The following is a 12792-nucleotide window of genomic DNA, read 5'->3' on the forward strand; positions in this document are numbered from 1 at the left end:
GTGGGCGTTGTCAGTGGCAATCCGTAGGCTCGCCCCTGATGCCCACGACACGTGCCACCACGACCCGAGACCGCTCCGCCGTCCGCTCGTTGCTGCGCCTGTGGCCCTACGTCAGGCCGGTGCGGGCCCGTCTGTTCACCGCCGCGTTCGTCGCGATACTCGCGTCCTGCGCCGGGCTGGTGATCCCGCTCGTGCTGAAGTGGCTCGTGGACGGGCCGATCGCCGGCCGGGACCCGGCGGGCGTGTGGCTCGGCGCGCTGTTCCTGCTGCTGCTCGGGCTGGCCGAGGCGCTGCTGTTCGGGCTGCGGCGGTGGCTGGTGGCGCGGCCGCTGGCGGGGGTCGAGGCGGCGATGCGGGCGGATCTGTACCGGCATCTGCAGCGGCTGCCGGTGGCGTTCCACGACCGGTGGCCGTCGGGGCAGTTGCTGTCCCGGGGGACCACCGATCTGATGCTGCTTCGGATGTTCCTGGCCTTTCCGCTGACGTTCCTGCTGGTCAACGGGGTGACCATCCTCGTCGGCGTGATCATCATGCTGGTGCAGGACCTGACGCTGGGTCTGGTCATCCTGGGTCCCGCCGTGCCGGTGGTCGTCAGCTGCTTCGTCTTCGAGAAGCGGTACGCCGAGGTGGCGCGGCGCGCGCAGGACCAGGTCGGTGATCTGACGACGGTCGTCGAGGAGGGCGTGCTCGGCATCCGGATCATCAAGGGGTTCGGGCGGCATCGCAGTCAGGCGCGGGCGTTCTGGGAGCTGTCGCGGACGCTGCGGGGGACGGAGCTGCGCAAGGCCCGGCTGCTGGCGATGATCCTGGGCGTCATCGTCACGTTGCCGGAGGTGGCCATCGGGGCGGCGCTGGTGCTGGGGTCCGTGCGGGTCGCGGACGGGGACCTGTCGGCGGGCACTCTGGTGGCCTTCCTGTCCACGGCACTCGCCCTGCGCTGGCCGGTCGACTCGATCGGCTTCCTGCTGGCGATGAGCCAGGAGGCGGCGACGGCGACGGAGCGGTACTTCGAGGTGATGGACGCGGAGCCGGAGACGGCCACCGCCCCGGCGCGCGCCTCGAAGGCCTCCCCGCAGCGAGGCCTTCGCTTCGAGGCCGTCAGCTTCCGCTACCCCGACGCCCCCGTCGGCTCCCCTCCCGTCCTTGAGGACATCGACCTGCACATCCGCCCCGGCGAGTCCATGGCCCTCGTCGGCGCCACCGGCAGCGGCAAGACGACCCTCACCGCGCTGATCCCCCGGCTGCACGAGCTGACCTCGGGGCGGATCACCCTCGACGGTGTCGACATCGCCGCCATGTCCCGGGAGGAGCTGCGCGCCAAGGTCGCCGTCGCGTTCGAGGAGCCGACGCTGTTCTCGGCGAGCGTCGGGGAGAACGTCCTCATGGGCGCCCCCGACGAGGCGGGAGCCGCCGAGCTGAACCGCGCCCTCGCCGTCGCCCAGGCCGATTTCGCGCACGCGTTGCCGCAGGGCACGGACACGCAGGTCGGCGAGCAGGGGCTGAGCCTGTCCGGCGGTCAGCGGCAGCGGCTGGCGCTGGCCAGGGCGGTCGTAGGACGGCCGGATTTCCTGGTCCTGGACGACCCGTTGTCCGCGCTGGACGTGCACACCGAGGCCGCCGTGGAGGCGGCGCTGCGGGATGTGCTCGCCGACACCACCGCCCTGATCGTGGCGCACCGGCCGTCCACGGTGCTGCTCGCCGACCGGGTCGCCCTGCTGTCCGGCGGCCGGATCGCCGCCGTCGGCACGCACCACGAACTGCTGCGCGACAACGCCGAGTACGCCCATCTGATGTCCGGGACGGAACTGGAGGCAGCCCGATGACCGCGTCCACACCCACCTCCGTCCCGGTCGCCGACGACGAGCCGCAGCCGCCGCAACAGCCGCACGAGCCACGCAAGGCCGACGACCCGTTCGACAAGGACGTCCTGCCCGCCCCGCCCGGCGCCACCGGCGCCCTGCTGCGCTCCCTGCTCGCGCCGATGAAGGCCCGGGTCGCCCTGACCACGCTGCTGCTGCTCCTGCAACAGGCGGCGGTGCAGGCGGGCCCGCTGCTGGTGGCGTACGCCATCGACAACGCCGTACCCGCGTTCCGCGCCCACGACAGCGGCCCGCTGATCGCGGTGGCGGTCGGCTATCTGCTGTGCGCGGCCGCCTCCGGCGGACTCCAGTACGCCTTCGTCGTCACCTCCGCCCGGGTCAGCCAGGACGTGCTCCTCGATCTGCGCGGCCGGATCTTCCGCCACGCGCAGGCGCTGAGCATCGACTTCCACGAGCGATACACGAGCGGCCGCCTGATCTCCCGCTCCACCACGGACGTCGAGTCGCTGCGCGAACTGCTGGAGGAGGGCCTCCAGGAGCTGGTGATGGTGATCCTTTCCTGCGTGTACGTCGCGGCGATCCTGCTCTGGCTGGACCTGGGCCTCGGCGCGGTGGCGGTGGCGTCGTTCGGGCCGCTGTGGTGGCTCGTGCGGCTGTACCGGCGGCGGGCGCGGCGGGTGTACACGACGCGGTCGACCGCGATCGCCGCGGTGATCGTGAAGTTCGTGGAGACGATGAACGGCATCCGCCCGGTGCGCGCGTTCCGCCGGGAGGCCGCCAACGACGCGGAGTTCCGCGTGCTGAACCGGCGGCACGAGCGGACGAACGGCGACGCGCTGCTGGAGATGGCCCGCTATGTCGTCGGCTCACGGATCGTGGGCAACACGGCGGTCGCGCTGATCGTGCTGTGGGGCGCGTACCGCGTCGCGGACGGCACACTGGCGCTCGGCGTGCTCGCGGCGGCGGTGCTGTATCTGCGCCGGATGTACGACCCGATCGACCGCTTCGGCATGTTCCTCAACTCGTACCAGTCGGCGGCGGCCTCCCTGGAGAAGATCGCCGGGCTGCTGGCCCAGACGCCGTCGGTGCCGGAGCCGTCGGCTCCGAAGCAGCTCCCGGCCCTCGCCTCCGAACACCCCGGCCGCGAGGTCGTCTTCGACGGCGTCCGCTTCACCTACCGCACCGGCGGCGAGGTGCTGCCCCGCTTCGACCTCACGCTCCCGGCCGGGCAGACGGTCGCGGTGGTCGGCTCGACGGGCGCGGGCAAGTCGACGCTCGCGAAGCTGCTGGCCCGCTTCTACGACCCGACCGACGGGCGGGTGCTGCTCGACGGGGTGGACCTGCGCGAGCTGGCCGTGCCGGAGCTGCGGCGCGGGGTGGTGATGGTGACGCAGGAGTCGTTCCTGTTCTCCGGCACGGTCGCCGAGAACATCGCCATCGGGCGGCCGGACGCCGGCCGCGAGGAGATCGAGGGCGCGGCGAAGGCGATCGGCGCGCACGACTTCATCGCGGCACTGCCCGAGGGGTACGACACGGACGTGCGCAAACGGGGTGGCCGTATCTCGGCCGGTCAGCGTCAACTCGTCGCATTCGCCCGGGCGTTGCTCGCCGATCCGGCGGTGCTGATCCTCGACGAGGCGACCAGCTCGCTGGACATCCCCGGTGAGCGGGCCGTGCAGCGCGCCATGGCGACCGTACTGAAGGGGCGTACGGCCGTCGTGATCGCGCACCGGCTGTCCACGGTGGAGATCGCGGACCGGGTGCTGGTGATGGAGCACGGCCGGATCGTGGAGGACGGCAGCCCGGCCGAACTCATCGCGGGGACGGGGCGGTTCGCGGGGCTGCACCGGGCGTGGCGGGACAGTCTGGCGTGAGCGCGGGGAACGTGGACGGGAACGGGCACGGGCACGGGCACAGGAACGGGGAGCGATGATCGACGCGTACGAGGATCCCGGCACGCCCGACAGCCGAAGTCCCGCCCGCTATCTGTGGTGGCTGGTGCGCAGTCAGCCGGGCCGGTCGGTGGCAGGGGCATTGCTGGGGATCGCGTCGCTGGCGTTGCTCGCGATGGTGCCGTATCTGCTGGCCCGCGCGGTCGACGACGGTCTCGAACCCGGTGACCGGGCCGCGCTGATCGGCTGGGCGGCGGCCGTGCTGGTGGCCGGGGCGCTCGACGCCTGGCTGAACATCGCCCGGCACCGCACGATGACCCGGGTGCGGATGGACGCCAACTTCCGCACGGTCAAGGTGGTGGTCGGGCAGGCGGTCCGGCTCGGTGCCTCGCTGCGCCGGCAGGTCGCCGCCGGGGAGGTCGTCACGATCGGCGTGGGCGATGTGCAGACCATCGCCACCTCCCTGACCGTGATCGGCCCGGGCGTCGGCGCGGTCGTCGGGTACGCCGTCGTCGCCGTGCTGCTGCTCGCGGTGTCCCCGCTGCTGGCCGCCGTGATCGTGCTGGGCGTACCGGTGATCGGGGTCCTGGTCGGGCCGCTGATGGGCCGTCTGCAGGGCACCGAGACCGCCTACCGGGAACGGCAGGGCGCGCTGACCGCCCGCATCGGCGACCTGGCCGGCGGGCTGCGCGTGCTGGGCGGGCTCGGCGGCAAGGAGCTGGTCGCGGAGGCCTTCCGCCGCGACTCGCAGCGGCTGCGCGCCGAGGGGTACCGGGTCGGGGCGGTGACCAGCTGGATCCAGGCGCTGGGTCTTGGCCTGCCGACGGTGTTCCTGGCCGTGGTGACCTGGCTCGCGGCCCGGCTGGTGGCCCAAGGGGACATCACCGTGGGCGAGTTGGTGTCCGTGTACGGCTATGTCGCGGTGCTGGTGGTGCCGGTGGCGTACTTCCTGGAGTTCGGCCAGCGGGTCAGCCGGGGGCTGGTGGCCGCGCGCCGGGTCGTACGGTTCCTGCGGCTCGACCCGCTGGACGACGGCGGGGCGCACGACGCCCCGGCCGAGCCGTCCGTGCTGCACGACCCGGCCTCGGGCGTGCGCGTGCTGCCGGGGCGGCTGACCGCGCTGGCCTGCGAACGGCCCGCCGACGCGGCCGAGGTCGTCGACCGGCTCGGGCGGTACACGCCGTCGGACGCGACCTGGGGCGGCGTACGGCTGGACGAGATCGCGCTCGCGCAGGTGCGGGAGCGGATCCTGGTGGCGGACCACGAGGCCGACCTGTTCGCCGGGACACTGCGGGACGTGGTCGGCGGGCGGCGGTCCGACGTCGACGACACGGCCGTGGCGCGGGCCGTGCATGCGGCCGTGGCCGACGACATCGTGCGGGGGCTGCCGGACGGGCTGGACTCGCGGATCGACGCCCAGGGGCGCAACCTCTCCGGCGGTCAGCAGCAGCGGGTACGGCTGGTGCGGGCGCTGCTGGCCGACCCCGAGGTCCTGCTCACCGTCGAGCCGACGTCCGCGCTCGACGCGCACACCGAGGCGGCGGTGGCGGAGCGGATGCGGGAGGCGCGCACGGGCCGTACGACCGTCGTCACCAGCACCTCGCCGCTGCTGCTGGACCGGGCGGACACCGTGCACTTCCTGATCGACGGCAAGGTCGCGGCCAGCGGGACCCACGAGGAGCTACTGGCGTACGCGCCCGGGTACCGGGCGCTGGTGGCGCGGGACGCCGAGGACGACGTGACCGACATGGACGATCTGGACGCCGAGGAGGCCGTGCGATGACGTCGGTGGCCGTTACGACGGACCGCGCGGGCCAGTTGCCCGTCGCCGGGCCCGCCGAGGTGCGGCGGGCCATGATGGGGCTGATCCGGGTCGACGGGCGGGCCTTCGCCGCCGTACTGGCGCTGAACGCGCTGGCCGCCGGGGTCGGACTGGCCGGGCCGTGGCTGCTGGGGCTGATCATCAACGAGGTGCGGGCGGGCGGCGGCGTCGCTGTCGTCGACCGGCTGGCGCTCGCGCTCGTCGGGTGCGCGCTGGCGCAGATGCTGCTGTCGCGGTGGGCGCGGTACGCCGGGCACCGCTTCGGGGAGCGGACGCTGGCGCGGATCCGGGAGGGGTTCGTCGACCGGGCCCTGTCGCTGCCCGCGTCGGTGGTGGAGCGTGCCGGGACCGGGGACCTGACGGCCCGGGGCACCGCCGATGTCACCGCCGTCGGCACCACGTTGCGGGACGCCGGTCCCGAGTTGCTCATCGCCTCGTTGCAGGTGCTGCTCCTGTGCGGCGCGGTCGTCGCGCTGGACCCGCTGCTGGGCGCTTGCGCGCTGCTGGGCTGGCTCGGTATCTGGTTCCCGCTGCGCTGGTACATGCGCCGGGCGCGCTCCGCCTACCTCGCCGAGGGCGCGGCCACCTCGGACGTCGCCGAGGTGCTCGCGGCCACGGCGACCGGCGCCCGCACGATCGAGGCGTTCGGGCTGCAGGAACGGCGGATCGCGGCGAGCCGGGACGCGCTGGAGGACGCGCGACGCACCCGCCTGCACACCCTGTGGCTGCGCAGCGTGTTCTTCCCGCCCGTGGACTTCGCGTACGCCTTCCCGGTCGTCGGCGTGCTGCTGGTCGGGGGCTTCCTGCACGAGCGCGGGACGGTGACCCTGGGGGCGGTGGTGGCGGCCGCGCTGTATCTGCGGCAGGTCACCGAGCCGCTGGACGTGATCCTGATCCGGGTCGAGCAGTTGCAGATGAGCAACGCCTCCTTCGCCCGCGTGGAGGGGCTGGCGCTGGCGCCCCGGACGGCCCCGGCCGACTCCCCCGACCCGGCCGGTGACCGCATCGACGTGACCGGCGTGCGCTATGCCTACGACCGGGGCGGCGAGGTGCTGCGGGGCGTCGACCTGACGATCCGGCCCGGGGAGCGGCTCGCGGTCGTCGGCCCGTCCGGCGCGGGCAAGTCCACGCTGAGCAGGCTGCTGGCCGGTGTCGACGCGCCGAGCGCGGGCAGTGTGACGGTGGGCGGCGTGCCGGTCGCCGGTCTGGGGCCGGAGCGGCTGCGCCGCCAGGTCGTGCTGGTGACGCAGGAGCACCACGTCTTCCTCGGCACGGTGCGCGACAACCTCCTGATCGCCGAACCGGCCGCCACGGACGAGCAGCTGTGGGCCGCGCTCACCGCGGTCGGCGCCGACGCCTGGGTGCGCGAGCTGCCCGACGGCCTCGACACCGAGCTGGGTACGGGAGCGTGCGGCACCGACGGCTCGCAGGCCCAGCAACTCGCCCTCGCCCGTGTCGTCCTGGCCGACCCGCACACCCTGATCCTCGACGAGGCCACCGCGCTGCTCGACCCGACGACCGCCCGGCACACCGAGCGTGCGCTGGCCGCCGTACTGAAGGACCGTACGGTCATCGCCATCGCGCACCGGCTGCACACCGCGCACGACGCGGACCGGGTGGCGGTGATGGAGTCCGGGCGGATCACCGAACTCGGCACGCACGAGGAGCTGGTGGCGGCGGATGGGGCGTACGCACGGCTGTGGCGGACGTGGCACGGGGAGATCGCCGGGTAACAGGCGTCCTGTTCGTATACCGAACGTGAACTCCCGGACAACGAACGATTTCCGGCCAAACTCTTGACGCGCTCCTGACAGTTCACGCTCGCGATGTCACGCTTCTGACGGCCACCCCACAGCAACCCCACGTCCACACCGCTGTGTTGTTCCCGTGGCCGCGTGCACCTGGTTTCGCGTTCTGCCCGGACGGCCCCTCGCCGTCCGGATCTCCCCTGGCCGCGCGATCCGCGGCCACGCAGAAGGAGTCAGTGTTGAGCAGCAGTTCCTCATCGAGCAACGGTTCCTCCCACAGACGCACCCCCCGCGCAGCAGCCGTCGCCCTGGTCGGCGTCGCCGCGTTCCTCGCCGCCGCCGTACAGTCCGGCGCCGCGACCGCCGCCCCGGAGAAGGCACCGTCGGCGTCGGCCACGGCGGACCCGGGCGCCCTGCCCATGAAGCTCACCCCGGCCCAGCGCGCGGCGCTGATCCGCGAGGCGGACGTCGGGAAGGCGGACACCGCACGGGAGCTGAGCCTGGGCGCCCAGGAGAAGCTCCTGGTCCGGGACGTCGTCAAGGACGCCGACGGCACGGTCCACACCCGCTACGAGCGGACGTACGCCGGCCTGCCGGTCCTCGGCGGCGACCTGGTCGTCGAGACGTCGAAGACCGGCGCGACCGAGAGCGTCACCAAGGCCACCCGCGCCACCATCAAGGTGCCCTCGCTCAAACCGGTCGTCGCCCCCGCGGCGGCGGAGCGGCAGGCGCTCGGCGCCGCCCGCGCCGAGGACGCCAAGAGCCCCGACGTCAGCCGTGAGCCCCGCAAGGTCGTCTGGGCCGCGAGCGGCAAGCCGACCCTCGCCTACGAGACGGTCGTCGGCGGCCTCCAGCACGACGGCACCCCGCAGGAACTGCACGTCATCACCGACGCCACCACCGGCGAGAAGCTGTACGAGTGGGAGGCCGTCAAGAACGGCACCGGGCACACGGTGTACAGCGGAACGGTCCCGCTCACCACGACCCAGTCCGGCTCGACGTACAACCTCACCGACGGAGCGCGCGGCAACCACCGCACGTACAACCTGAACCGCGGCACCTCCGGCACCGGCACGCTCTTCTCCGGGCCGGACGACGTCTGGGGCAACGGCAGCCCGTCCAACCTGGAGTCGGCCGGCGCCGACGCCCACTACGGGGCCGCGCTGACCTGGGACTACTACAAGCACGTGCACGGCCGCAACGGCATCCGCGGCGACGGCGTCGGCGCCTACTCGCGGGTCCACTACGGCAACAACTACGTCAACGCCTTCTGGTCCGACAGCTGCTTCTGCATGACGTACGGCGACGGATCGGGCAACGCCAACCCGCTCGTCTCGATCGACGTGGCCGCGCACGAGATGACGCACGGCCTGACCTCGGCGACCGCGGGCCTGATCTACAGCGGCGAGTCGGGCGGCCTGAACGAGGCGACCTCCGACATCATCGGCGCGGCCGTCGAGTTCTACGCGAACAACTCCTCCGACGTCGGTGACTACCTCATCGGCGAGGAGATCGACATCAACGGCGACGGCACGCCGCTGCGTTACATGGACCGGCCGAGCAAGGACGGCGCGTCCAAGGACAACTGGTACTCGGGCATCGGCTCGATCGACGTGCACTACTCGTCGGGCCCCGCGAACCACTTCTTCTACCTCCTGTCGGAGGGCAGCGGCGCCAAGGTCATCAACGGCGTCAGCTACAACTCGCCGACCGCGGACGGGCTTCCGGTCACCGGCATCGGCCGGGCGAAGGCGGAGCAGATCTGGTTCAAGGCACTCACCACGAAGTTCACCTCCACCACCAACTACGCGGGCGCCCGCACCGGCACGCTGGCGGTCGCCGGTGAGCTGTACGGCACGACGAGCGCCGAGTACAAGGCGGTGCAGGACGCGTGGGCGGGCGTCGCGGTCGGTTCGCGGCCCGGCGGCCCGGGCGGGGGTACGTCCTTCGAGAACACCACCGACGTGTCGATCCCGGACAACGGGGCGGCCGTGACCTCGTCGATCGCGGTGACCGGACGGGCGGGCAACGCCCCGGCGAACCTCCAGGTCGGCGTGGACATCATCCACACCTGGCGCGGTGACCTGGTGATCGATCTGCTGGCCCCGGACGGGACGGCGTACCGCCTGAAGAACTTCAGCTCCTCGGACTCGGCGGACAACGTGCAGACGACCTACACGGTCAACGCCTCCTCCGAAACCGCCAACGGCACTTGGCGGTTGCGGGTGCAGGACCAGGCACGGTACGACACCGGCTACATCAACAGCTGGAAACTGACGTTCCCGTAAGCCAGTTGCGGGCGGCGGCACCCGGCGGGAAGGCGACGCCGGGTGCCGCCCTACTCTTGGCGCATGTCGTTCACGTACGAGGATGTCGGCGCGACCCGTGAGACGGGCTTCTGCCCGCCCGGCTTCCACCCCCTGCACGTGCGTACCCGGATCGGCGAGGGCGAGCGGGTGTTCCACCGGGCCGCCGAGGCCCTGTGCACCTGGGAGATGCACCGCGCGATGGGCGTCGGCATCGAGGCCACCGCCGACCGCGCCGCCCCCGGCGTCGACGTCACCGTCACCCTCGCCGGCCTGATCAAGGCACCCTGCCGAGTCGTCTGGACGCTGTCCGAATACCGCCGCGCGGGCTGGGCGTACGGCACGCTGACCGGCCACCCGGAGTGCGGCGAGGAGGCCTTCGTGGTGGAACGGACCGGGGACGGCACGGTGTGGCTGACGGTGTCGGCGTTCAGCCGGGGCGCGAAGTGGTACGCCCGGCTGGGCGGGGCGGCGACTCGGGGATTCCAGGCGGCGTATGCCCGCAGGTGCGGCACGACGTTGCGCCGCCTGTGCGCGCCGCTCGACGACTGACCCGTTCACCACCGGGTGTACCGGGCCACCGTGTACGCGGTAGGGCCGGTGAGCCCTGCCCCTGTGCCGTCGAGCATGTCCAGGACCTCGAAGTCTGCGCACTCCGCGTAGCGCTCCAGTTCGCGGGGGAACAGAACGCGCCTGCGGATCTCGTCTCGGGCCTCGTCGCCCGAGGAGAGGACCCAGTGCCGGTACACGGTGTTGATCTGGGTGCGCAGGTCCCACTCATGTCGGATGGTGACGGTAGCGGGTCCGTTCGGGGTGTCGACCGTGGCGGTGGTCGGCTGGGACTGGGTGATCGGGGTGACGGGGGAGCACAGCACGAGCAGCGCGCCCGGCCGGGCGTGGGCCGCGAAGGTGGCGAAGACCTGGCCGACCTCGGTGTTGTCGTGCACGTAGGCGAGGCTGTTGCCCATGCAGGTCACCACGTCCACGCGCTGGCCCAGTCGTACGGTGCGCATGTCCCCGGTGCGGATGTCCAGCCACGGCCGGGCCTGGTGGGCGTAGTCGACCATGCCGGGCTGAACGTCCACGCCGATGCACTCGTAGTGCTTGGCCAGGATCTCCAGGTCCCTGCCGGTACCGCATCCGAAGTCGACCAGAGTCCGGGCGTCCGGCCGGTGCAACTCGATCAGGGTCTGGCACATTCCGGCGCCCGTGCTGTCGGACTGGACCACGTCGTAGAGCGCCGGATCGCGGTACAGGAGATTGGTGGCTTCCACGTGCTCGGCTTCCGTGTCGGGGCTGGTCACATGAGGCTTCGCAGTCCGACCTCCAGGGCGAGCACATCGCACAGCAGATCGGGAACGACCGGGGCGGCGTCGGCGTCCCTCCGCGCCTCGGCGAGCGCCTTCCCGTCAACGTAGCCGAGGTCCACCAGGATGGACTCCTTCAGCATGCCGTCCAGTACGGGCAGTCCGTAGGACCGCAGGCCCTTCTCCAGGACAGCCAGGAAGTTCTCCGGTTCGGCCGGCGCGGCCACCCACTCGGGCAGCACGGCCCGCCTGATCCGTTCGCGGAACAGCGCCTTGCCGCGCTTGTGTTCGTGCGGTAGCTGCTCCATGAACCGCACGATCCGCGGGTGCGCGAGCGGGCTCACCGGCCAGATTCCGGCCCGGAGGAATCCGGGGTTGTGCATCCCGAACGCCATCAGGGTCGGTACGGGCAGCACCGGGATGGGCGCCAGGTGCTCGTTCACCTCGGCGAGCGCTCGGGCTGCCATGGGTGCGAGCCACGGTACGGGTTCCGGCGTCGGCAGTTCGGCCTGCGTCCTGGAGTGGTAGGCGTTGATCTCGTCCCCGCCGCTGCCCGTGAACATGATCTCGCACCGCCGGGCGGCTGCCTGCTCTCGCACGACATCGAACGCCTCCTGGTAGAAGGCTCCCGCCGGGTCGTGCGGCTTGCGCAGAGCGCGTACGCCTCCGGGGCAGAAGGGTGGGTACTGCATGGCGGGGGTGGCCGTGTCTCGGAAGCCGCAGTGCTCCACAAGGGCCCGGCGCCGCTTGCTCTGCTGCCTGCGGGGGCTTCCTCCCACCAGCAGGCCAAAGCTGTGCATCTCGTGGAAGCGGGCCGCCTTCACGGCCAGGGCGACGTTCCCGGAGTCAGCGCCGCCGGACAGCTCGACGCCCACGCATCCGGTTGCTGTCGGCGCCTGGCGGATCACGTCTGTCAGCAACTCGTCCAGAGCCGCGAGTGGATCAACTCCGGGTCGCAACGTACGTGGCTCAAGTACGTGTTCGGCGGGCTCGGGGTAGTGGATGCCGAGTCCCGAGGTGGTGAACGTGGCCGATGCCCGTTCGGTGAGGCGGTAGACGCCTTCGAACAGCGTCTCGGACGTGTAGCGATGCTGCCTCGTCAGCGTTCGGGCGACGACGCGCGGCACCAGGCAGTCGGCCCGCAGATGGGGCCGCAGCAGAGTCAGGTCCCATGATGCGTGCAGTGCGCCGGCGCTTTCTGTCAGGTAGAGCGGGGCTGTGCCGAAGGCACCTGCTGTCAGGCGGGCTTGTCCAGGCTCCATGGTTAGTTCGACGAAGTCGGCCTCGTCCCGCTTGCACTCCTTCACCTGGACCCGTACGCGCGGCGCCTGGTCGTCGTTGACCTCCATGACCAACGTGGACACGTTCGCGGGCTCGATCCAGCTCTCGCCGTTGATCCAACAGCCGCCTTCCGGCCTCCACTTGGGCTTATGGAGATCGTCCAGGCGCAGACGCATCGACAGCATGTCGTCCCTTTCCGGAGTCGTGCGGCGGGGCGGGGCCACGGACGGCCCCGCCCCGCCTGGCGTCAGCCCTGGATCACTTGCTGCAGTGGTCGCCGTTGTTGTCGCCGCCGCCCGGCATCTTGTCGAGCAGCGCGGCCTCGACGGCCGGGACACCGGTGATCAGGTCGCCAGTGAACAGCTCGTCCACGTTCATTGCTTTCTCCCTTACGGTTTTCAGTGGACTCCGCGGCTGATGCTGCGGAGTTTGGACCCGTCCGGCTGCCGGACCCTTGCGAAGAAGGCAGCCGGACGGGGTGCCCACCGCTTCCGGCGGCGGCCCTCCCTCGTCACGGGTGGGGTACCTGAATGCGTGACGGGGAGGAGTCAGGTGGGTGTGGATGCGGCGGCCACGCCGAGGACGAAGCCGACCGACCCCGAGATGGTGATGATCA

The 12792-nt window shown here is 71.8% G+C and carries 8 protein-coding genes; 6 read left to right on the top strand and 2 right to left on the bottom strand.

Annotated elements, in window-relative coordinates; translation table 11 throughout:
• Positions 1–38: 38 nt before the first annotated feature.
• The 6 genes from HJD23_RS11805 (at position 39) to HJD23_RS11830 (ending at position 10140) form a co-directional block, all read left to right on the top strand.
• Entirely contained in the window at positions 39–1823 is a 1785-nt protein-coding gene (locus HJD23_RS11805; RefSeq protein WP_171114367.1) for an ABC transporter ATP-binding protein, read from the top strand.
• Complete coding sequence (locus tag HJD23_RS11810; protein WP_171114366.1) at positions 1820–3694, top strand: ABC transporter ATP-binding protein; 1875 nt, start codon at positions 1820–1822, stop codon at positions 3692–3694. The genes HJD23_RS11805 and HJD23_RS11810 overlap by 4 nt, the downstream gene beginning before the upstream one ends.
• 55 nt (positions 3695–3749) lie before the next feature.
• Positions 3750–5495, top strand: a complete 1746-nt coding sequence (locus tag HJD23_RS11815; protein WP_171114365.1) for an ABC transporter ATP-binding protein — start codon at positions 3750–3752, stop codon at positions 5493–5495.
• On the top strand, positions 5492–7267 hold the full coding sequence (locus HJD23_RS11820; protein ID WP_171114364.1) for an ABC transporter ATP-binding protein: 1776 nt from the start codon (positions 5492–5494) through the stop codon (positions 7265–7267). Before HJD23_RS11815 ends, HJD23_RS11820 begins: the two co-directional genes overlap by 4 nt.
• 254 nt (positions 7268–7521) lie before the next feature.
• Positions 7522–9570 (top strand): M4 family metallopeptidase, encoded by a 2049-nt coding sequence (locus tag HJD23_RS11825; protein WP_171114363.1) that lies wholly within the window; start codon positions 7522–7524, stop codon positions 9568–9570.
• Between the two features lie 63 nt (positions 9571–9633).
• Entirely contained in the window at positions 9634–10140 is a 507-nt protein-coding gene (locus tag HJD23_RS11830) for a DUF1990 domain-containing protein (RefSeq protein WP_171114362.1), read from the top strand.
• Between the two features lie 5 nt (positions 10141–10145).
• On the opposite strand, the gene HJD23_RS11835 is transcribed toward HJD23_RS11830, so the two are convergent.
• Entirely contained in the window at positions 10146–10892 is a 747-nt protein-coding gene (locus tag HJD23_RS11835) for a class I SAM-dependent methyltransferase (protein WP_171114361.1), read from the bottom strand.
• Positions 10889–12361, bottom strand: coding sequence for an asparagine synthase-related protein (locus tag HJD23_RS11840; protein ID WP_171114360.1), 1473 nt, complete (start codon positions 12359–12361; stop codon positions 10889–10891). Before HJD23_RS11840 ends, HJD23_RS11835 begins: the two co-directional genes overlap by 4 nt.
• Between the last annotated feature and the right edge of the window lie 431 nt (positions 12362–12792).

This window comes from Streptomyces sp. Z423-1 (assembly GCF_013009255.1).
GTDB lineage: Bacteria > Actinomycetota > Actinomycetes > Streptomycetales > Streptomycetaceae > Streptomyces > Streptomyces gossypiisoli.

Excerpts from the sequence above, each read along its gene's own strand:
- HJD23_RS11805 (WP_171114367.1), top strand. The coding sequence starts at position 39 with ATGCCCACGACACGTGCCACCACGACCCGAGACCGCTCCGCCGTCCGC.
- HJD23_RS11810 (WP_171114366.1), top strand. The coding sequence starts at position 1,820 with ATGACCGCGTCCACACCCACCTCCGTCCCGGTCGCCGACGACGAGCCG.
- HJD23_RS11815 (WP_171114365.1), top strand. The coding sequence starts at position 3,750 with ATGATCGACGCGTACGAGGATCCCGGCACGCCCGACAGCCGAAGTCCC.
- HJD23_RS11820 (WP_171114364.1), top strand. The coding sequence starts at position 5,492 with ATGACGTCGGTGGCCGTTACGACGGACCGCGCGGGCCAGTTGCCCGTC.
- HJD23_RS11830 (WP_171114362.1), top strand. The coding sequence starts at position 9,634 with ATGTCGTTCACGTACGAGGATGTCGGCGCGACCCGTGAGACGGGCTTC.
- HJD23_RS11840 (WP_171114360.1), bottom strand. The coding sequence starts at position 12,361 with ATGCTGTCGATGCGTCTGCGCCTGGACGATCTCCATAAGCCCAAGTGG.